General features: G+C 55.8%; 18 protein-coding genes. 7 read left to right on the forward strand and 11 right to left on the reverse strand.

Annotated elements, in window-relative coordinates; genetic code table 11:
* Positions 1-72: 72 nt before the first annotated feature.
* The 5 genes from miaB to BUA49_RS08060 form a co-directional block, all read right to left on the reverse strand.
* On the reverse strand, positions 73-1419 hold the full coding sequence (gene miaB, locus BUA49_RS08040; RefSeq protein ID WP_072796653.1) for a tRNA (N6-isopentenyl adenosine(37)-C2)-methylthiotransferase MiaB: 1347 nt from the start codon (positions 1417-1419) through the stop codon (positions 73-75).
* 268 nt (positions 1420-1687) lie between these two features.
* Positions 1688-2704 carry a nucleoid-associated protein gene (locus BUA49_RS08045; RefSeq protein WP_072796654.1) on the reverse strand — a complete coding sequence of 339 codons (1017 nt, stop codon included), beginning with the start codon at positions 2702-2704 and terminating at the stop codon, positions 1688-1690.
* Between the two features lie 256 nt (positions 2705-2960).
* Positions 2961-4619, reverse strand: coding sequence for a sulfate adenylyltransferase subunit CysN (gene cysN / locus BUA49_RS08050; protein ID WP_072796655.1), 1659 nt, complete (start codon positions 4617-4619; stop codon positions 2961-2963).
* Between the two features lies 1 nt (position 4620).
* Entirely contained in the window at positions 4621-5529 is a 909-nt protein-coding gene (cysD, locus tag BUA49_RS08055) for a sulfate adenylyltransferase subunit CysD (RefSeq protein WP_072796656.1), read from the reverse strand.
* A gap of 169 nt (positions 5530-5698) precedes the next feature.
* Positions 5699-6109, reverse strand: coding sequence for a PilZ domain-containing protein (locus tag BUA49_RS08060; protein ID WP_072796657.1), 411 nt, complete (start codon positions 6107-6109; stop codon positions 5699-5701).
* Between the two features lie 295 nt (positions 6110-6404).
* On the opposite strand from BUA49_RS08060, the gene rimO reads away from it, so the two are divergent.
* A complete protein-coding gene (gene rimO, locus BUA49_RS08065) occupies positions 6405-7748 on the forward strand; it encodes a 30S ribosomal protein S12 methylthiotransferase RimO (protein WP_072796658.1) in 1344 nt (447 codons plus the stop codon).
* 63 nt (positions 7749-7811) lie between these two features.
* Here rimO and oadA read toward each other — a convergent pair whose 3' ends face one another.
* Both oadA and BUA49_RS08075 read right to left on the reverse strand, forming a co-directional pair.
* Positions 7812-9617: a sodium-extruding oxaloacetate decarboxylase subunit alpha gene (gene oadA, locus BUA49_RS08070; RefSeq protein ID WP_072796659.1), complete on the reverse strand. Its 1806-nt coding sequence runs from the start codon at positions 9615-9617 to the stop codon at positions 7812-7814.
* 19 nt (positions 9618-9636) lie between these two features.
* On the reverse strand, positions 9637-11052 hold the full coding sequence (locus BUA49_RS08075) for an acetyl-CoA carboxylase biotin carboxylase subunit (RefSeq protein WP_072796660.1): 1416 nt from the start codon (positions 11050-11052) through the stop codon (positions 9637-9639).
* 133 nt (positions 11053-11185) lie between these two features.
* Here BUA49_RS08075 and BUA49_RS08080 point away from each other — a divergent pair, with 133 nt between their 5' ends.
* Positions 11186-12127: a LysR family transcriptional regulator gene (locus BUA49_RS08080; protein ID WP_072796661.1), complete on the forward strand. Its 942-nt coding sequence runs from the start codon at positions 11186-11188 to the stop codon at positions 12125-12127.
* On the opposite strand, the gene gatB is transcribed toward BUA49_RS08080, so the two are convergent.
* From gatB to BUA49_RS08100, 4 genes are all read right to left on the reverse strand, one after another.
* On the reverse strand, positions 12117-13568 hold the full coding sequence (gene gatB / locus BUA49_RS08085; protein WP_072796662.1) for an Asp-tRNA(Asn)/Glu-tRNA(Gln) amidotransferase subunit GatB: 1452 nt from the start codon (positions 13566-13568) through the stop codon (positions 12117-12119). The genes BUA49_RS08080 and gatB overlap by 11 nt on opposite strands.
* 21 nt (positions 13569-13589) lie before the next feature.
* A complete protein-coding gene (gene gatA, locus BUA49_RS08090) occupies positions 13590-15047 on the reverse strand; it encodes an Asp-tRNA(Asn)/Glu-tRNA(Gln) amidotransferase subunit GatA (protein WP_072796663.1) in 1458 nt (485 codons plus the stop codon).
* Positions 15048-15076: 29 nt separating this feature from the next.
* On the reverse strand, positions 15077-15364 hold the full coding sequence (gatC, locus tag BUA49_RS08095; RefSeq protein ID WP_072796664.1) for an Asp-tRNA(Asn)/Glu-tRNA(Gln) amidotransferase subunit GatC: 288 nt from the start codon (positions 15362-15364) through the stop codon (positions 15077-15079).
* Between the two features lie 113 nt (positions 15365-15477).
* Positions 15478-16905, reverse strand: coding sequence for a mechanosensitive ion channel family protein (locus BUA49_RS08100; RefSeq protein ID WP_217650401.1), 1428 nt, complete (start codon positions 16903-16905; stop codon positions 15478-15480).
* 281 nt (positions 16906-17186) lie between these two features.
* On the opposite strand from BUA49_RS08100, the gene BUA49_RS08105 reads away from it, so the two are divergent.
* The 5 genes from BUA49_RS08105 to rng are packed head-to-tail and all read left to right on the forward strand — an operon-like array spanning position 17187 to position 21713.
* On the forward strand, positions 17187-18227 hold the full coding sequence (locus tag BUA49_RS08105; protein WP_072797766.1) for a rod shape-determining protein: 1041 nt from the start codon (positions 17187-17189) through the stop codon (positions 18225-18227).
* A 29-nt stretch (positions 18228-18256) separates the two neighbouring features.
* Positions 18257-19153, forward strand: a complete 897-nt coding sequence (gene mreC, locus BUA49_RS08110; RefSeq protein ID WP_084063516.1) for a rod shape-determining protein MreC — start codon at positions 18257-18259, stop codon at positions 19151-19153.
* Entirely contained in the window at positions 19153-19629 is a 477-nt protein-coding gene (mreD, locus tag BUA49_RS08115) for a rod shape-determining protein MreD (RefSeq protein ID WP_072796666.1), read from the forward strand. The genes mreC and mreD overlap by 1 nt, the downstream gene beginning before the upstream one ends.
* 2 nt (positions 19630-19631) lie before the next feature.
* The gene (locus BUA49_RS08120; RefSeq protein WP_072796667.1) at positions 19632-20216 is read left to right on the forward strand and encodes a Maf family protein; all 585 of its coding nucleotides are present in this window, start codon (positions 19632-19634) and stop codon (positions 20214-20216) included.
* A gap of 15 nt (positions 20217-20231) precedes the next feature.
* Positions 20232-21713, forward strand: a complete 1482-nt coding sequence (gene rng, locus BUA49_RS08125; protein WP_072796668.1) for a ribonuclease G — start codon at positions 20232-20234, stop codon at positions 21711-21713.
* The last annotated feature ends 24 nt before the right edge of the window (positions 21714-21737 follow it).

The following is a 21737-nucleotide window of genomic DNA, read 5'->3' on the forward strand; positions in this document are numbered from 1 at the left end:
ATTACTCCGGTTCTGATGGTTTCCCCGTTTTCGGGAGAATGCATAGCTAGCGGTGTTGTAATGGTCTGAAGCTCAATATAATTCCGAATCTACCGGCAAGCCACGCAGAGAATTTGCGTATGCCTGAACAATCTCGACGTCGATAAAATGCCCGATAATTCCCGGATTTTCATGCCGGAAATTAACAATCCGATTGTTCTCCGTGCGCCCAGAATACTCCCCAGGGTCCTTCTTCGACAGCCCCGTCACCAGAATACGCTGGGTCGAGCCTACCATCTTGCGGCTGATATCCATCACTGTCTGATTGATCCGGTCCTGCAGAATTTTCAGGCGCTGCTTCTTTACTTCCATCGGAGTGTCATCCGGCAGATCGGATGCCGGAGTTCCCGGCCGGGCGCTGTAAACGAAACTGAACGACATATCGAAACCGATATCGTTGATCAGTTTCATCGTGTCTTCAAAGTCCTTTTCGGTTTCACCGGGAAAACCGATGATGAAGTCCGATGAAAAACTGATATCGGGACGAATCTTGCGCAGGCGGCGAAGCTTGGATTTGTACTCCAGCGCCGTGTGGCCGCGCTTCATAGCCGACAAAATGCGATCCGAACCGCTCTGTACAGGCAGGTGCAGATGGCTGACCAGCTCGGGCACCTGTTCGTAAACCTCAATCATCGCATCGGTAAATTCAACCGGGTGTGAGGTGGTGTAGCGGATGCGATCGATGCCGTCGATAGTGGCGATCAGGGTAATAAGCTCCGCAAGATCCATGACATCGCCATCGTGGGTCTCTCCACGATAAGCGTTAACGTTCTGGCCGAGCAGGTTCACCTCGCGCACGTTCTGACTGGCCAGGTGGGCGACTTCGGCAATCACATCGTCCGCCGGCCGGCTGACTTCCTCACCACGGGTGTAGGGCACCACACAAAACGTGCAGTATTTGCTGCAGCCTTCCATGATGGAAACAAACGCTGAGGGGCCGTCGGCACCCGGATCCGGCAGGTTGTCGAATTTTTCGATCTCCGGAAAACTGACATCCACCACGCCAACGCCGTTACCCTTCATGCGCACTTCGGTAATCATATCCGGCAAGCGGTGCAGGGTTTGCGGGCCAAAGACCATATCAACATAAGGCGCCCGTTCGATAATGGCCTGGCCTTCCTGGCTGGCGACACAGCCACCGACACCAATAATCAGTTCCGGTTTCTTCGCTTTCAGCTTTTTCCAGCGACCCAGCTGATGAAAGACTTTTTCCTGGGCTTTTTCCCGGATGGAGCAGGTGTTCAGCAACAGGATATCGGCGTCGTCCGGGGAGTCCGTCATTTCAACCGCTTCGCCGGTTTTAAGCAGGTCGGCCATGCGTGATGAATCGTATTCGTTCATCTGGCAACCGTGGGTTTTGATGTATAGCTTTTTGGCCATGGGTCTCAACACAACTGGATGTATTTGGCGCCTGGAGCTTTGAATTGTCCAAATTGGGCGCGCTGAAAAGGATAACTGCGCATTATAACGGCGTGATCATTCTGTAACCAGCCTTGTCTCGGTAAACTGCCAGTCAAACCTAAAATGTCAGATCGGCCCGGGGTGTGGTGAGGCTTTTCTGCCGGAAAAAGATGTCTGAGCGCAGCGAGTTGCTTTTTCCAGAAGAAAAGACACGCCGCGCCGCGGAGCCAGCCCCCGAGGTGGGACGTTAATCCTCCCGATTCTCCAGAAACCGCTCCAATTGCTCCCGCAAAGCCTTAGGCAACCGCGTAATCGTAAGCGCATCCTTGTCGCGATCGTAGTAAATCGCCTGATTCACCAGATCCGAAGAAAAAGAAACACTCATACCACCACCAGAACCCGCAATACGCACCAGCTTCTTCACCTTGCGATGATCCGGATGCAATACACCACTCTCCGGCATTTCCGCTGCTTTACTCGCAAACTCCTTGAAACGCTCCGGCTGCTCCTCATCCAGATAGCCAGACAGCGCCTCAATGGCAACCGGCTCACCCAGCGCATGCTGCTCCTTGCAGAACTCATAGGCCCGAGTACGTACCTCGCCGGCCTTCTCCGGCTCCGAAGACTTCGCAAAAGCCTCCACCGCATCCAGAAACGTCAGCGTTTCCTTCTCCACATCCACCTGGTTGGTAAAACCACAAAGCCGAATAAACAGCTCACCGGGCTCGCCAGTGCCGCGTGCATGAACCAGAGTAAGATAGTTCTCAGCTGCGTTATCGCCCAGCCAGTCATCAAGCTCAACACGCATCGCCAAATTCAGACGCGACATGCTCAGCACATCTGTCGTATCCAGAGCCTGAGTGCCATCAAAACGCAAGGCGCCGTCGCTCTCCATAATCAGCAGATAGACCACTTCTGAATCCGCCAATGCCTCATGGACAATCATCAACTGCCCTTGAAACTCCTCCTGAGACCCGGTAAGCAGTTCCTGCCACTGCCCGAACAACCGATCAGTGAAAGCCGCAAAGCTCTGCTTGTCCTCAAGGTATTCCTTCAGCCAGCTCCTCAGAGGGCTCTCACCGATGTCATCCGAAAACCGCCCGTATTTCTTGCCCGGCTTGCTGTTGAACAACCGTTTCATCTGCTTATGCAGAGCCTCATAATCGCCACCGGGTTCTTGCAGAGATTCACCACTTTGGAGGCGAGCAGGCTGCCCCGGCTGGTACTGACTGGAAAAAGCGGTGCGCAGGTGTTTGATGGCCATAAACAGAAAATTCCCGAATTAATAAGCAAAAAAGCCCCGAAGGAAACCTTCAGGGCCACAGATTCTGCCACGGACAACCATTACATTCACGACTAAAACGAGAATTGTCTAGTTGGGAGTTGGCCAAGCAGTGGGGATGTCTTTTCTTCTGGAAAAAGCAACTCGCTGCGCTCAGACATCTTTTTCCGGCAGAAAAGACATCCCCACCCCTTGGCTTTTATCACTGCGTTAGAGCGATATTAATGCTGATCTTGGCTTAGATCCGTTTATTGCGAACCAGCTCCTGAACCAGCGTTGCAGCAACACCGGAAACTTCCTCTGTGCTATCAGCCTTTATCGAAACATTGGCCACATCTGCGCCAAGGTTCACAGCAATTGCGATCAGGCCATAGGCTGTCAGCAGCTGCGCAGCGCGGCGGCGACTGTCGGCATCACCGGCGTTATCCTCACTCAGAATGACGGTGGTTTTACCTTGATCAAACAGAGCACGTTCTACAGCAAGGGCAAGGGCGGGTGCCTGCTTACCGGAGCAACCGATAATCAGGGGTTTCTGAGCTAGTCGGCGCTCACGCTCTTCCGGGCTTACGGGCTCCAGGGTTTCTGCGGAATCCGCCAACCCATCGATCATACCGGCGCCAACGGTTACGTTAGTCAGTCTGTCGATAACAATGAAGCTGCCAGTCGCGTGATTGCGCCGATAGGCATCAAAGGCGATTGGCTGGCTCAGGGTGAGATCACACAGGCCGATTTCATTGACCTGCAGCAGGGCCGGGTTGGCGTGCTGCTCCAGTGTGTTTACGTCGGTCTGGTAGTGGATTTTTCGAACGGTGCCTGACGTGAAAGTCGGGCCCAGCTTGATGTCGTAGAGACGACCGGTTTGCAGCGGTGCATCTGTCATCCATACGATATTGGCTTTGAAACGGTTGCCCACTTCCGGCTCATCTTCAGGCTTCACCAGCATGTCGCCGCGGCTGAGATCAATTTCGTCTGTAAGCGTCAGCGTTACGGCTTGGTCGATGTAGGCTTCATCAAGATTTCCATCGAACGTCACGACTTCCTTGATGGAACTGGTGCGCCGGGAGGGCAGGGCCATAACCTTGTCGCCCGGGCGAATCACGCCCGAGGCAATCGTGCCGCAGAAGCCGCGGAAGTTCAGGTTAGGCCGGGTGACGTACTGCACCGGGAACCGGAAATGCTCAAGGTTCTTGTCGCGATCGACTTCCACCGTTTCCAGAATGCCCATTAGCGGCTGGCAGTTAAACCATGGCATGTTCTCGCTGCGATTGACCACATTGTCGCCTTCCAGTGCCGAGATCGGCACAAACCGGATATCGTTCAGGCCGAGCTTGGCGGCGAAGGCCAGGTATTCCTCTCTGATCTCGTTGAAGCGGTCTTCGCTGAAATCCACCAGATCCATCTTGTTCACCGCCACCACGATGTGCCGGATACCAAGCAGGGAGGCAATATAAGAATGCCGGCGAGTCTGGGTCAGCACGCCACGGCGGGCGTCGATCATCAGAATGGCGACCTGAGCGGTAGAAGCGCCGGTGGCCATGTTGCGGGTGTACTGCTCGTGCCCCGGCGTGTCTGCAATGATGAACTTGCGCTTGTCGGTGGAAAAGTAACGATAGGCGACATCGATCGTAATGCCTTGCTCACGCTCGGCCTGCAAACCGTCAACCAGCAAGGCAAGATCCAGCTTTTCGCCGGTGGAGCCCATTTTGGCGCTGTCGGTTTTCAGGGTGGCCATGTGATCTTCGTAGATCATTTTGGTGTCGTGCAGCAGTCGGCCGATCAGAGTGCTTTTACCGTCGTCGACGCTGCCGCAGGTAAGCAGGCGCAACAGCTCTTTGTTCTCGTGCTGTTTGAGGTATGCCTGGATGTCCTCGGCGATGAGGTCAGATTGATGTGACATATCAGAAGTACCCTTCCCGCTTTTTCTGTTCCATGGAGCCGGCCGAATCGTGATCGATCATGCGGCCCTGGCGTTCTGAGCTGGTCGCCAGCAACATTTCCTGAATGATCTCGGGCAAAGTGTCTGCCTCGGATTCAATGGCGCCGGTCAGCGGGTAGCACCCAAGGGTGCGGAAACGGATGGATTTCATCATCGGCGTTTCACCCTCTTTAATAGGCATGCGATCGTCGTCCACCATGATCAGTGAGCCGTCGCGCTCCACCACAGGGCGCACCGCCGAGTAGTAAAGCGGAACAATTTCAATGTCTTCCAGATAGATGTACTGCCAGATATCCAGCTCAGTCCAGTTGGAGAGCGGGAACACCCGAATGCTCTCGCCCTTGTTAACCTTGCCGTTATAGGTGTTCCAGAGTTCCGGCCTCTGGTTCTTGGGGTCCCAGCGATGGTACTTGTCCCGAAAGGAATAAACCCGCTCCTTGGCCCGGGATTTTTCCTCATCCCGGCGAGCGCCGCCGAATGCCGCATCGAATCCATACTTGTCCAGGGCCTGCTTGAGGGCCTGAGTTTTCATCACATCCGTGTGTTTTGCGCTGCCGTGAGAAAACGGCCCGATGCCCTGTTCCACGCCATCCTGATTAGTGTGCACAATCAGATCCAGCCCGTATTCCTTTACCTTGCGCTCCCGGAAATCAATCATCTCCCGGAATTTCCAGGTGGTGTCTACGTGCATCAGAGGAAAGGGTAATTTGCCCGGGTAGAAAGCCTTGCGGGCCAAGTGCAGCATGACCGCAGAATCCTTACCAATGGAGTAGAGCATTACCGGGTTATCAAACTCGGCGGCCACTTCGCGGATGATATGGATGCTTTCCGCTTCCAATTGCTTCAGGTGCGTGAGGTTGTATGTGGTCATGATAATCCATTGCCGCAGCGGGCCTTGAGGGCGTGCAAATTTGAGCGGCAATCATATCAGAGGCAATAAGGCTATAAGAAGCATTGCGGTTAGAGTTTTAAGTTATAGCATTATAGCGGCGAAGTGAGCGCGACCGGTAATAAGAATGGGCGCGCTATGTCGTGCGGTGTCAGGCAGGTTTGGGCGTGTCAACCAGAAGCTTGCGCACGTACCTGTCTACATAATCAAACCCGTTCCCCTCAAAATCCGCAAACTGGATGCCCAGCTGAAATTCGTCCCGGGCCATTCTTCGCAGGTGAACGATATTCCCGTTGGCTAAAATCGATACTGGCTGGGTTGCGACGACAGGTACAGAGAACCGGGCTTTAACCGTAATCCAGTTCCCCGGAGCGGGTGCTTTCAAGCGCGGAATGAGCTGGCCTGCGGTTTCCTGATTGCAGGAAACCATTACGCCTGTGCGAGAAAGGTTGGATATTGTGCAGGTGAGCAGGCAACCATCCGGCTTCTCGATGACGATGTCACTGACAACATCCACGCGTTGCTGGTTACGTAAATTTGGCTTCATTGTGGCAGCTTTCATGGGCTCTCTTATGGGCACTGTAGGGCATGCTCAGACTCAAATAATGATTCAGAACAACGTGTAAACGATAAAAAGTGTAGTTGTTTGTTTTCTGATCAGCAACTTGAGTGTCGTACATTGTTGCAGATTTATTATATTTTTCTGAACAAAGGTTCACAGTTTTGATTCAGATCAGGAACGTTTAGCCTCAAGCGCTGCTCGGCTTTTACTGCAGGAAGGCGCCTGATTGGTGTAAAATTCCCGCTCCCATTCATTCGCGTGCTCCCGTCGGGTGCCAGGAATCCTGAAGCGTTTTATGACAGACAAAAACGAGAATACAGTGGCTAGTAACGGCAAAGTTGGTTTCATCAGTCTGGGCTGTCCCAAGGCGCTGGTAGATTCCGAACGCATCCTGACCCAGCTGCGACTGGATGGCTACGACGTAGTGCCTACCTACAACGATGCAGACATTGTGGTGGTGAACACCTGCGGTTTTATTGATGCAGCCAAACAGGAATCTCTGGATGCTATTGGCGAGGCCATCAGCGAAAACGGCAAAGTCATCGTCACCGGCTGTATGGGTGTGGAAGCCGATAAAATCCGCGAAACCCACCCGGGGGTGCTGGCGGTATCCGGTCCGCACGCCTACGAGGAGGTGGTGGGTGCGGTGCATCAGTTTGTTCCACCGACACGCAAGCATGATCCGTTCACCGATCTCGTGCCGCCCCAGGGCATCAAGCTGACGCCAAGGCACTTTGCTTATCTTAAAATTTCTGAAGGCTGCAATCATCGCTGCACCTTTTGCATCATCCCCTCCATGCGCGGCGATCTGGTCAGCCGGCCCATTGGCGACGTGATGGACGAAGCCCAACGGCTGGTCGATGCAGGTGTGAAAGAGCTGTTGGTGATCTCCCAGGATACCTCGGCCTACGGCGTAGATACCAAGTACCGCACCGGTTTCTGGCAGGGGCGTCCGCTGAAAACCAAAATGCAGTCGCTGTGCGAAGCCTTGGGCGAAATGGGCGTTTGGGTTCGCTTGCACTATGTTTACCCCTACCCCCATGTAGACGACATCATTCCGCTGATGGCCGAGGGGAAAATCCTGCCGTATCTGGATATTCCGTTCCAGCATGCCAGCCCGAAAGTGCTGAAGGCCATGAAGCGCCCGGCCCATGACAGCAAAACCCTGGATCGTATCCGCAAGTGGCGGGAAATCTGCCCTGAGCTGACCATTCGTTCCACCTTTATTGTCGGTTTTCCCGGTGAAACCGAAGAAGACTTCCAGTATCTGTTGGACTGGCTGGACGAGGCACAGCTGGATCGCGTGGGTGCCTTCACCTACAGCGCCGTGGAAGGGGCCAAAGCCAACGAGATTGAAGGCGCAGTGCCGGAAGACGTCAAGGAAGAGCGCCTGGCCCGGTTTATGACCAAGCAGGCCGAGATCTCAGGTGCCCGTTTGCAGGCTAAAATTGGCACCACCATTGAGGTGCTGATTGACGAGGTAGATGAAGAGGGTGCCATCGGTCGCTCCAAAGCCGATGCTCCAGAGATTGACGGTATGGTGTATCTGAATGATATCACCGACCTGAAGCCGGGGCAGATTGTTAGTGTGGTGGTTGAACACGCCGACGAGCACGACCTTTGGGCAGTGCTGGCCTGAGCGTTTACTGAAATCAGCAAGTCGCCTCTGCAGCCAGAGGCGACTTGCGATCTTTCCTGCTGATCAGGCGATCTCAATCAGCACTTCACCTGGAGTTACCCGGTCGCCCTTGGACACATAGATGGCTTCTACTTTGCCATCAATATTGGCATGTACCTCGGTTTCCATCTTCATCGCCTCGGTGATCAGTACGGCCTGACCGGCGCTGACGCTGTCACCTTCCTTCACCAGAACCTCTACCACATTGCCAGGCATGGCGGTGCTCACGTGTCCGGGTGTTGAGGCTTTTTTGCGGCCGCTACTGCTCTCTGCCACGTATTCGTTCAACGACTCAAACAGCACTTCTTCCGGCATGCCATCCAGCGACAGGTAGAGTTTGCGCTTGCCTGCACCCGAATCGCCGGAGCCGGTGACCGCTATCTCGTAACTTTCACCGTGCACTTCAATGCGGAATTCGGTGGCGACGCCGGTGCTCAGGCGCTCACGGGTTTTTGTCTCCGGTGGCAACAGGGCTTCCGGCACCAGGGTGCCGTCTTTGCGCTGTTGCAGAAATTCGCGGCCCAGGTCGGGGAACATGGCGTAGGTGAGCACGTCTTCCGAGTTAAGGGCCAGCTCACCAATATCTTTGCGCAGCTTGTCCATTTCCGGGCTGAGCTGATCGGCCGGGCGGCCTTCATCCACGGCTTCATTGCCGATGGCTTTGTTGCGCACTTCAGTGTTCACCGGTGCTGGCGGTTTACCATAGCCACCCTGAAGGTAGCGCTTTACTTCGTTGGTGATGGTTTTGTAGCGCTGGCCGGCCAGAACGTTATACACCGCCTGGGTGCCCACAATCTGTGAGGTAGGTGTGACCAGCGGCGGAAAGCCCAGGTCTTCCCGCACCCTTGGAATTTCATCGAATACTTCACGGATGCGGTCCAGCGCGTTCTGTTCTTTCAGCTGGTTCGCCAGGTTGGACATCATGCCGCCAGGCACCTGGTTGATCTGCACCGAAACGTCCTCGCGAGTGAACTCGCTTTCAAATTGCTGATACTTTTTACGCACCTCGCGGAAGTAATCGGCAATTTCGCTCAACAGGTTCAAATCAAGCCCGGTGTCGTAATCAGTGCCTTTCAGCGCGGCGACCTGGGTTTCTGTTGCCGGGTGACTGGTACCCGAAGCGAACGAGGAAATGGCCGTATCCATGCGATCGACGCCGGCTTCGATGGCCTTGAGTTGGCACAGCGGCGCCAGGCCCGAGGTGGAGTGGCTATGAATCACCAATGGCAGATCCACTTCTGCCTTGATGGCCTTGACCAGGTCGAAGGTGGCGTAGGGCGTCAGCAGTCCGGCCATGTCCTTGATGGCAATGGAGTCTGCCCCCATGGCTTGCATCTCTTTGGCTTGCTGTACAAACAGTGCGGGGGTGTGTACCGGGCTGGTGGTGTAGCAGATTGTGCCCTGGGCGTGCTTGCCGGCTTTTTTTACCGCTTTCATGGCGGTTTCGATATTGCGCAGGTCGTTCAGCGCGTCGAACACCCGGAACACGTCGACGCCGTTATCCGCCGCTTTTTGCACAAAGGCTTCCACCACATCGTCGGCGTAGTGGCGGTAGCCCAGCAAGTTTTGTCCCCGTAACAGCATTTGCAGGCGGGTGTTGGGCAGGGCTTCGCGCAGTTGGCGCAGCCGCTCCCACGGGTCTTCTTTCAAGAACCGCACGCAGGCGTCAAAAGTGGCCCCACCCCAGACTTCCAGCGACCAGTAGCCTACCTGGTCGAGCTTGCCGCAAATGGGCAGCATGTCTTCGGTGCGCATGCGGGTGGCGATCAGCGACTGGTGCGCGTCACGCAGAATCAGGTCTGTTACTTCAATGGGCTTTGCTTGGCTCATAATGTCATTCTCCTGCGGTTTACCAGCCTGAGTGCGCGGCGATGGTAGCGGCGATGGCGAGTGCAATTTCACTGGGGTGGCGTTTGGTGGAATACTTCAGCAGCTCCGGATGGCTGGGCACAAAACTGGTGTCAAAGATGCCAGCGCGGAAATCCGGATGCTCCAGAATTTGCTGGTAATACTGGGCGGTGGTTTTGATGCCGTGCAGGCGCATGTCGTCCAGTGCGCGTTTGCCGCGGGCGATCACTTCGTCCCAGGTCAGTGCCCACACGACCAGCTTCAGGCACATGGAGTCGTAGTAGGGTGGGATTTCATAACCGGTATAGATGGCGGTATCAACCCGCACTCCGGGTCCACCGGGTGCGTAGTAATGGGTGATGCGGCCGAAGCTGGGTAAAAAGTCGTTTTTCGGATCCTCGGCGTTGATGCGAAATTGCAACGCATAGCCCCGGAACTGGATATCTTCCTGGCGATAGCTCAAAGGCAGTCCTGAGGCAATGCGCAGTTGTTCGCGCACAATGTCTACGCCGGTGATCGCCTCGGTAATGGTGTGTTCCACCTGCACCCGGGTGTTCATTTCCATGAAGTGCACTTCGTTACCGGATAGCAAAAACTCCACCGTGCCGGCGTTTTCGTAGCCCACGGCTTTGGCGGCCCTGACGGCCAGATCGCCAATGTACTGGCGCTGCTCCGGCGTGAGCTGCGGGCTGGGAGCTATCTCGATCAGCTTCTGGTTGCGGCGCTGTATGGAGCAGTCGCGCTCGAATAAATGGATGGCGTTGCCTTGGCTGTCGGCCAGTATCTGCACCTCGATGTGGCGCGGGTTTACAATGCACTTTTCCATAAACACTTCGGCGGAACCGAAGGCTTTTGTGGCCTCGGAAATGACTCGCGGGTACTGGGCTTTCAGTTCTTGCGGCGTATCGCAGCGGCGTATGCCGCGTCCGCCACCACCCGAGGTGGCTTTCACCATCACCGGGTAGCCGATGTCGTTGGCCAGTTTCAGGGCTTCGTCCAGATTTTCAAGATTTCCGTCGGAGCCGGGAGTGATAGGAATACCGGCGGCTCGCATACTGTCGCGGGCTTGAGTTTTATCCCCCATACCGTGGATCACGCTGGACTTAGGGCCAATAAACGCTACGCCTTTCTGCTCGCAAAGGCGTGCGAAGTCGGCGTTTTCTGATAAGAAGCCGTAACCGGGGTGAATGGCATCGCACCCGGTTTCTACAGCCAGGTTGACGATGCGGGCGGGATCTAGATAGCCCGCCAACGGGTCGTCGCCCAGAGAGTAGGATTCGTCGGCCCGTTTTACGTGTAAGCCGTAGCGGTCGGGTTCGGTGTAGATAGCCACCGATCGTATCCCCATTTCTGCGCAAGCCCGCACGATGCGGACGGCAATTTCGCCGCGGTTGGCGATTAATACTTTCTTCAGCATGGGAGATTCCTCGTCTCGTCGTCCCGAATGAAGGTGATAGAGAGACTAACGGGATAGACCTTTGGCGAAAAATTGATATTATTTTGTTTATCTATAAGTAATAGCTTATGACAAGCAGCGGGAAGCGCCTTCTATGCCCCTTACCATCCAGAAAATGGCCAGTCGCCTGACTTTTCGGCAGCTTCAGGTTTTCAAGGCCGTGAATGATCTGAAAAGCTACAGTAAGGCAGGGGAGCTACTTGGGCTGACCCAGCCAGCGGTCAGCAGCCAGGTGCGTCACCTGGAGCAGGCGCTGGGCATGCCCATGTTTGAGTACGTAGGTCGTAAACTCTACTGCACCGCTGCCGGCGAGGAGATGGCCGGCTGTGTGCATGCCGTCTTCCGGGAGCTGGAGCGGGTGCAGAATAGCCTGGCGGCTCTGGAGGGGCAGGTGGCGGGAGAGCTCAGGCTGGTGGCGGTCAATACCGCGCAATACATTGTGCCTTATATGCTGAGTGCGTTTCTGCAGCTGAACCCTCAGGTGACTGTGTCGGTTGCCGTTGTTAACCGGGCAACGGCTTTGCAGAGGCTGAACGAAAACGCCGATGACTTGGTGATTATGGGTATGGTGCCTGCAGAAAAGCCGTTGGCATCACTGCCATTTCTGGATAACGAACTGGTGCCGGTTGTGCCCAGTGGTCATCCATTGCTCAAACAGCAAAATGTGACGACCCAGGAGTTTCTGGATAATAGCCTTCTGGTGCGGGAAAGTGGTTCAGGTAGCCGGTTGGCGCTGGAACTGCATTGTCAGGATCAGCGTCTACGGGCAGAGCCAAGCATGGAGCTGGGCTCCAACGATGCGGTAAAGCATGCAGTTCTGGCGGGTCTTGGTGTGGCTGTTCTGCCAAAGCTGGGCGTGTTGTCCGAGCTCGCCTTGGGCAGTTTGCACATTGTTGATATCAAGGGCTTCCCGCTGAGGCGCAGCTGGTGTGTGGTCTACCCGCAGGCACGGCATCCTACGCCGGCCATGCGGGCATTTATTGATTACGTGCAGCAGAATATCCGTCAGTTTGAGCAGATGTTCCTCAGCCGTTGAGCTTTTTCAGCAGAATTTCGGTAAACAGTTTCGGGTTGCCCTGTCCCTTCGAGGCCTTCATCAAAGGTCCCATAAAGCCCCCGAGCATTTTCTTTTGCTTCTTGGTATCGGTTTCCTGATGATACTGCGCAACCTGATCCGGCATGCCCGCCAGAACCTCATCCACCATCTGTTCCAGTGCACCGGTATCCGACACCTGTTTCAGGCCCTGGGCCTCGATGATGGCATCGGCGTTATTGCCGTCACCGTTCCAAAGTGCCTCGAATACCTTCTTGGCTCCGGATGACGACACCGTATTGTCGGCAATGCGCGCCACCAGTTGGCCTAGCTGAGTGCCGGTGATGGGCGCTTGCGTCACGGCCTTGTCTTCTGCGTTCAGGCGCGCGGAGAATTCACCCAGCACCCAGTTGGCGGCCAGCTTGGCATCTTTGCCGTGGCTGGCGGCTTCTTCAAAAAACGCCGCCAGGCGAGCATCATCGCTGAGCAGGCGCGCGTCGTAGTCGTTCAGTCCGAACTGCTCCTTGAATCTTGCTTTGCGGTCGTCCGGCAACTCCGGCAGGAGATCGCGTGCGCTTTCAATAAAGGCGTCGTCGATGACCACGGGCAGCAAGTCCGGGCAGGGGAAGTAACGGTAATCGTTGGCTTCTTCTTTGCTGCGCATGGAGCGGGATTCGTCCCGGTCGCCATTGTAGAGGCGGGTTTCCTGGATGATTCTGCCGCCGTCTTCCAGAATGTCCATCTGCCGTTCCACTTCGTGGGCGATGGCCTGCTCCATAAAGCGAAAGGAGTTCAGGTTTTTGGTTTCTGTACGTGTCCCCAGCTCATTCGAACCCTTTGGTTTGAGGGAGATGTTCACGTCAAAGCGCAGCGAGCCCTGGCTCATATCGCCATCGCAGATGCCCAGAGAGGACACCAGGCTGTGCAGCTTTTTGGCGAAGGCAACGGCTTCTTCCGCGCTGTTCATATCCGGCTCGGTGACAATTTCGATCAGCGGCGTGCCGGCACGGTTAAGGTCGATGCCGGTCATGCCGTGAAAGTCTTCATGCAGGGATTTGCCGGCGTCTTCTTCCAGATGGGCGTGGTGAATGCGCACACGCTTGCTGCGGCCGTTAGCCAGATCAACATCCACGAAGCCGGGGCCTACGATAGGGTGGTCCAGCTGAGTGGTCTGGTAGCCCTTGGGCAAATCCGGATAAAAATAGTTTTTACGGTCGAACACCGAGCGCCGGCCGATTTCGGCATTTACCGCCAAGCCGAACATGACCGCATAACGGAAGGCCTGTTCATTCGGTACAGGTAAGGTGCCAGGCATGGCCAGATCAACGGCACTGGCCTGTGTGTTGGGCTCGGCACCAAAGGCGGTGCTGGAGCCGGAAAAAATCTTGGTTTTGGTGGCAAGCTGAACATGAATTTCCAGCCCGATCACAATATCCCACTGCATAAACGTTCTCCTGGTTCCGGCTTACTGGGGAAGCTTCTGGTGCCAGTCAGTTACCTGCTGGAACTGATGGGCAGCATTCAGCAGACGGGCTTCTTCAAAATAGTTCCCGATAATCTGCAGCCCTACTGGCAGGCCGTCCACAAAGCCCGCCGGCACCGACATGGCCGGCACACCCGCGAGGTTCACGGCGATGGTGAAAATATCTTCCAGGTACATGGTCACCGGATCACTGGTTTTCTCGCCTTGCACAAACGCAGGTGACGGCGAAACCGGGCTCATCAGCACATCCACTTCTTTAAATGCATTGATGAAATCCTGCTGGATCAGGCGGCGGACTTTCTGGGCCTTCAGGTAATAGGCATCAAAATAGCCGGCAGAGAGCGCGTAGGTGCCTACCAGAATACGGCGCTTTACCTCACCTCCGAAGCCTTCGGCGCGGGTACGGGTATAAAGATCGTTGAGGTCCTGCGGATCTTCACAGCGGTAGCCGTAACGCACGCCATCAAAGCGCGACAGGTTGGCGGAGGCTTCGGCTGGGGCAATCACGTAGTAGGCGGCAATGGCGAGTTTGGCGTGGGGTAGTGACACTTCTTTCACGATCGCGCCCTGCTTCTCGTATTCCTTTACGGCATTGCGTACCTGCTCTTCCATCGCGGGGCTGAGTTGATCCGAGAAATACTCTTTCGGCAGACCGATACGCAGGCCTTTCAAGGGTTCTTTCAGGGTTGCGGTGTAATCCGGCACGGCACGATCAGCGGATGTGGAGTCTTTCGGATCGAATCCGGCCATCACATTCAACATCAGCGCGTTGTCTTCGGCGGTGCGCGCCATAGTGCCGCCTTGATCAAGGCTGGAGGCAAAAGCGATCATGCCGTGGCGAGACACCCGGCCATAGGTAGGCTTCAGTCCCGTGATGCCGCACAGTGCCGCCGGCTGGCGAATGGAACCACCGGTGTCTGTTGCAGTGGCTGCCGGAACCAGACGAGCGGCGATGGCCGCCGCAGAACCGCCGGAAGATCCACCGGGTACACGTTTGTCGCCGCTGTTCAGGCCCCAGGGGTTGGTCACCGGGCCGAAGAAGCTGGATTCGTTGGAAGAGCCCATGGCGAACTCGTCCATATTGGTTTTACCCAGGCACACCGCACCGGCAGCGCGGAAGTTAGCGGTTACCGTGGCGTCGTAGGGTGGCACAAAATTGGCCAGCATTTTCGAACCGGCGGTGGTGGTTACGCCGCTGGTGCAGAAAATATCTTTGTGGGCCAAGGGCACACCGGTCCACGCGCCGGCTTTGCCGGCTGCACGCTGTTCGTCAGCGGCCTTGGCGTAAGCCATGGCCTGATCGTCGGTGACCGTAATAAAGCTGTTGTACTGGCCGTCTTCGGCCTTGATGCGGTCGAGGAACTCACGGGTCAGTTCCACGCTTGAAATCTTGCCGCTTTCCAGTTCGCGGGAAAGCTCTGCTACGGATTTGTTATGCATGTTCAATCCTGATGGTGTGGTTCGTCAGATCACTCAATAACGCGAGGTACAAGATAAAGGCCATTCTCGGTGGCCGGAGCAATGGCCTGAAAGGCTTCGCGCTGGTTACTCTCGCTAACTTCGTCGGCGCGCAGGCGCTGCACCGCATCCAGCGGGTGGGCCAGGGGCTCTACGTTGTCGGTATCGGCGGCGCTGAGCTGGTCAACGAGGCTGAGGATGTTGCCCAGGTCTTTCTCCAGTGCCGGTATCTGCTCTTCGTCGAGACGAATACGGGCCAGCACGGCGACTTTTTCAATGTCTTCGCGGGAAATGGTCACGTTGACTCCAAAGTATAAAACAGCGTTTTTATGAAGGCCGTTATGGTAACAGATTCGCGGCTGTGCGGGAGGGCCACGGCGGTGTGAGCCATCAGACTCGCGAGACCGCAAAGCTATTCAATCGGCCTGGCATCGTCCAGAAGGTCTTCGACTGCGGTATCGCTGCGCTCTTCGCGCACTTGTCGCGCAATATTGGTGTCCGGGCGTACATTCAATACATCGCCAGGCGGTAGTTCGGAAATCGGCGAATTTGTGACGGTGCTTGTGTCCGGTTTTGTCGCTTCCACCGGCTTTTCGGAAGAGTCCGTTACTACCAGCGTTGCCGGTGTCTGGTCGAAACGCAGCCGGTAGATGGGTTCGGGTAAGGTGAAGCCCTGGGCTTCCAGTGCATTCTTGGAGGCACGAATGGAGAGACTGCGAGCTTTGCCATAGTCGGTTTCGCGCTGGTCAATCCAGGCCATGAACTTGATCAGAATGTTGGAATCGCCCACGGATTCGATGATCCCGTGGGGCTCGGGGTCTTCCAGCACCCAATCCAGCTGCTGCAGCGCGGCCAGGCCGGTCTGGATGGCTTGAGCCGGGTCGTCTTCTGCGTCTACGCCCAGGATAAAGTCAAAGCGGCGCTGAGGGTTGCGGGTGTAATTCAGAATAACGGCTTTGAAAACCGTCGCGTTGGGGATGCGCAAGTGGTTGCCGTCCAGTGTCATCAGTACCGTGGAACGCGATGTCAGTCGCACCACGACGCCTTCGTAGTCGTTGATGACCACGTGCTCCTGAGCCCGGAAGGGCTGGCGGATGCTGAGCATGATGCTGGAGATATAATTTTCCATGGAGTCTTTGACTGCAAAGCTGATGGCCAGACCTAGCACACCTGCGCCACCCAGTAATGTGCCCATCAGCGCTGTGGCCCCGAGTACGTTCAGGGCAAGTAGCAGGCCCAGAAGTATCGTCACCAGCCTGACTGCATGGCCGGCCAGTTCCGCCAGGAACGGGTTTTTGGTTAACCGTGACCAGAGCGGGTTGTAGTTAGCCAGACGGTGCCCGGCAAAGGCCACTACGACCAAAATACTGAGCGCCACCAGCAATAGTGGCAGGGCTCTTACCCAGCCGCGCAGGGTATTTTGTAGCGAATCCCAAAGAGGGTTGAGGTTGTCCTGCAAGTCCAGGGTGCGCACAACCCTGTCATCAACGGCAACGGCACCTTCTACCCGGTGGGCGAGTTTTAGTGCCCGCTGGGCCTGGGCTTCGTTGGCAATCTGCCCCGTCAGTGCCACCACACCGCTGTTAACGCTGACCTGCAGTGACTCGAACTGCGGAATTTGGGCAAAAATACTGGTGATGCGCTCGGCGATCAGCGCGTCACGGTCGGCACCTGGCTGCAAGGTGATCGCCCCTGCTGGCTCGGCTTCGCTTTGCTGGGCCAGAGCTAAGGAGGGCAGCGCCGCCGCGACAGTCAATGCCAAAGTCAAAGTTAGACACAAACGCCAAGCCACTGCTGCCGTGCGGATGCGCTGCGGCAGATTAATTTCTGGTATTCTCAACTGGGGCCTCGATTATGGCAGGTTGAACAGCGTGGGTCGGAGGTTTCAGGCCGTCTTTTCAGACATCTTTAATGTGAAGCAAAGATCAACTCACCGCCCGCGTCAACCAGAAAAATGCCCCGTACGGAATTCTGGTCTCATAAGCGCATGGACAATTGTTCATGCGGGGAGCAATATCATTTGCCTTTGCAGCAGGCTGCGTCTTGCCTGAGCGGGGGGGCACTGCTAAAGTTGCCGCATCTTTCTGCAACCGCAACTCTCAGGTTGAAACTACACGAATGTTGATTAAAAGACTCCGAGGCTTATTCTCCAGCGACCTGTCCATTGATTTGGGCACCGCCAACACCCTTATTTTCGTGCGTGACCGCGGGATTGTGCTGAACGAGCCTTCCGTTGTAGCCATTCGTACCACGAACTCCCAGAAGATGGTTGCCGCCGTTGGCGCCGAAGCCAAGCGCATGCTGGGCCGAACTCCTGGCAATATCACCGCGATTCGCCCCATGAAAGACGGCGTAATCGCTGATTTTGTGGTGACGGAGAAAATGCTCCAGCACTTTATTCACAAGGTGCACGAGAACAGCTTTATCACCCCGAGCCCGAGGGTTCTGGTGTGTGTTCCCAGCAAATCTACCCAGGTAGAACGCAAAGCGATCCGCGAGTCGGCCCTTGGTGCCGGTGCCCGGGAAGTGTTCCTGATTGAAGAGCCCATGGCCGCCGCGATCGGTGCCGGCCTGCCGGTAGAAGAAGCCAGCGGCTCAATGATTGTGGATGTTGGCGGTGGTACCTCCGAAATTGCGATTATTTCCCTTAACGGCATCGTATACGCAGATTCGGTAAGGGTGGGTGGTGACAAGTTCGACGAAGCCATCGTTACCTATGTGCGCCGCAACTACGGCAGCCTGATTGGCGAATCTACCGCCGAGCGCATCAAGCATGAAATCGGTTGCGCTTATGAAGGGCTGGAAATTCTCGAAATCGATGTGCGTGGGCGTAACCTGGCCGAAGGTGTGCCGCGCGCGTTCACCCTTAACAGTGAAGAAATCCTGGACGCGCTTCAGGAATCTCTGGCGCAGATTGTACAAACGGTTAAAAGCGCGCTGGAACAGTCCCCGCCAGAACTGGCCTCGGATATCGCAGAACGCGGTATTGTGCTGACCGGCGGTGGCGCACTGCTGCGCGGTTTGGATAAGCTGATTAGCGAAGAAACCGGGCTACCTGTGATCATTGCCGAGGATCCGCTCACCTGTGTCGCCCGTGGTGGCGGCAAGGCGCTGGAAGTGATTGACCGGGGTGGCATCGGAATGTTCTCTCCGGAGGGTTAATCCTTTGGGGAGGGATCGCCATTAAAACCATTTTTGTCCAGGGGCCAGTGCCTGGCCTCCGGCTCCTACTCGTTATTATCGTATCGGCAACGCTGATCGTTGCCGATCAGCAGTTCGATCGTCTGACGCCTGTCCGAAGTACTCTGGCAACTGGCCTCACTCCTGTTTACTGGCTAGGTAATGCGCCCTATCAGTTCAGCGACTGGGTTGCCAGCCTGTTTACCACCCGCGAAGACGTGAAACAGGAAAACGAAGATCTGAAAGCCCGCCTGCTCATTCTTGAGCGAAGGGCCCTCAAGTATGCCGCTCTGGCCTCTGAAAATAACGAACTCCGCCGCCTGATGAATTCCTCAGAACTCCTGGATGACCGGGTTATCGTCAGTGAAGTGGTGAGTGTGTCGCCGGATCCGTATTCCCACGAAATTATTATCAATAAAGGTCGCAGCGACGGTCTGCAGGTCGGGCAGGCAATACTGGATGCCCATGGGCTGATGGGGCAGGTAGTGCAGACCAGCCAGGTAACCTCCCGTGTACTTCTTGTTTCCGACAGCAGTCATGCTGTGCCGGTTGAAGTGGTGCGAAACGGGTTGCGGGCCATTCTTCTGGGCACTGGCGATTCCGGTACGCTTGATCTGGTTCATGTGCCTGATACTGCCGATATTCGTGAGGGGGACCTGCTCGTCAGTTCTGGCCTTGGCGGGCGTTTTCCAAGAGGTTATCCGGTTGCGGAAGTCAGCCTGATCAACAAAGAGCCAGGCGAACCTTTTGTATCGATTCAGGCGCGGCCGAAGGCACAGCTCAATCAAAGCCGTCTGGTACTGGTGGTTTTTCCGCCAAAAGGCGGGTTTCAAACGGAGCCCGCTACCGGTGATCAGGTTCAGCCAGAGTCGCCTGCCACCGATACCGCGCAGGAGGGCCAGGGCTGATGTTGTCTGTGATCAGTTATCCGGTATTTGTACTCTCAGTGATTGTATCACTGGTGCTGAGCATTTCTTTGTTTCCCGTGGGCTGGTTTGAGTTCCGACCTGAGTGGCTTGGCTTGATTGTGTTCTACTGGGCGTTCCGGGCCCCGGCGCAGTTCGGCATCCTGTTTGCGTGGTGTCTGGGCCTGTTGCTCGATGTGCTGGAAGCAACGCCGTTGGGTGTTAATGCTCTGGGGATGGGGCTGATCGCCTTTCTTGTTCTCACTATTCATCAGCGGCTGCGCATGCATCCCATGCCGCAACAGTGCCTTATGGTATTCCTCCTTCTGGGCATAAATCAGATGCTGGTGCACTTCCTCAAGCAGATGTTCGGAGGCGAGGATGCCGGTTTCAGCTATTTGTGGCCAGCACTGACCAGCGCCCTGGTATGGCCTGTGTTTTCCATACTGATGGACAACATCAACCGGAAGTTGGGATAGCCATGGCCTCCATTATTCTTGCCTCTGCGTCTCCGCGCCGTTCAGAGCTGCTTGAGCAGATCGGTGTTGTGTTTTCTGTGCAGCCCGCTCATATCGACGAAACACCCCGAACTGCGGAGATGCCCGGAGATTACGTTGAGCGACTGGCCCGGGAGAAAGCCCTCGCTGTTGCGGTCAGCTTTCCCGGCAAGCTGGTTCTCGGCTCCGATACCTCTGTGGTTCTGGATAATGCAATTCTCGGTAAACCATCCGATCAACACGAAGCCAGAGCCATGCTTTCCGAGTTGTCTGGCACAACGCATCAGGTCATGACGGCCATTGCGCTGGCGCAGGGCGTGCGCTGCGAGTCTCGCCTGGTGACTGCGGAAGTTACGTTTCGCTCGCTGTCCGGGGATGAGATTGCCGCCTATGTGACCACAGGTGAGCCCATGGACAAGGCCGGAAGTTATGGAATTCAGGGGCTTGGTGGTATTTTTGTGAAAGAAATCAAAGGGAGCTACAGTGCGGTTGTTGGCCTGCCATTGCAGGAGACAGCTGCTTTGCTGGCCGATGCTGGCTGCCCTGTCTGGAAACACTGGCCGAAGTAGTCGGGAGAGCCAATCATGAGCGAAGAAATCCTGATCAACGTAACGCCGGTTGAAACCCGGGTCGCGTTGGTCGAGAACGGTATGCTTCAGGAAGCATATATTGAGCGTGCCAGCCGCAAGGGCATTGTCGGTAATATCTATAAGGGCAAGGTTGTGCGCGTGCTTCCCGGCATGGAGGCGGCATTCGTAGATATAGGCCTGGAAAGGGCGGCGTTCATTCATGCCTCCGATGTTGTCTCGAGTCAATCTGGCGCGGCAGATCCCGGCGACGGGCCCAAAACCGTTCCGGACATTCGTACCTTGTTGCGGGAAGGCCAGTCATTGGTGGTGCAGGTAACCAAGGATCCTATTGGAACAAAGGGCGCCCGGCTGACCACTCAGCTTTCCATACCGTCCCGTTACCTGGTCTTCATGCCCGAAGTCAGTCACGTGGGTATTTCCCAGAGAATTGAAGACGAGACCGAACGCAACCGCTTGAAAACCCTCGTTGAGGAAGGCGCCGCAGCGCATCCTGAAGTGCAGGGCGGATATATTATCCGCACGGCGGCTGAGGCTGCATCGGCGGAAGAGCTGATGGGTGATATGAACTACCTGCACCACCTTAGCCAGTCCATTCACGAGAGGATTGAAAAAGTGCAGGCGCCGGCAGCCGTTTACAAGGATTTGCCCCTGTTCATCCGCACCATCCGTGACCTCATCCGGCCACAGACTGAAAAAGTGCGTATCGACAGCCGTGAGAGCCACCAGAGGGTGATGGAGTTTGTCGAAGAATTTGTGACCGAGTTTGCGGATAAAGTGGAGTACTACCCCGGCGAGCGGCCGATTTTCGATCTTTATTCGGTGGAGGATGAGATTCAGAAGGCGCTTAGTCGCAAAGTTCAGCTCAAGTCCGGCGGCTACGTGATCATTGATCAGACCGAAGCTATGACCACCATCGATATCAACACCGGCGCGTTTGTCGGTCATCGCAACCTGGAAGAGACCATTTTCAAGACCAACCTGGAAGCGGCCCGGGCGATCAGCCGCCAGCTGCGCCTGCGTAATCTGGGTGGCATCATCATAATCGATTTTATCGACATGGAAGATGCAGAGCATCAGCGCCAGGTTCACAGAATGCTCGAAAAGATGCTTGAGCGAGATCATGCTAAAACCAAGATTACCGGCGTGTCCGAGCTGGGCCTTGTGGAGATGACCCGTAAGCGAACCACAGAAAGCCTCGGCCAGGTTCTGTGCGAGCCCTGTCCCATTTGCGATGGCAGAGGGTTCCTGAAATCCAGCGAGACAGTGTGTTTCGAAATTTTCCGGGAAATTCTGCGGGTTAACCGTGCTTACGACGCAGAAAGCTATCTGGTGATGGCCTCCCAGAGCGTGGTCGATCGCCTGGTTGATGAAGAATCCGACAACGTAGCGGATCTTGAAACCTTCATCTCAAAGACCGTTCGATTCCAGGTAGAACCATTTTACAGCCAGGAGCAGTATGATGTCGTTTTGCTCTGATTCCGGGGCGCTTCACCGGAGTAG

Source organism: Marinobacter antarcticus (assembly GCF_900142385.1).
Lineage (GTDB): Bacteria > Pseudomonadota > Gammaproteobacteria > Pseudomonadales > Oleiphilaceae > Marinobacter > Marinobacter antarcticus.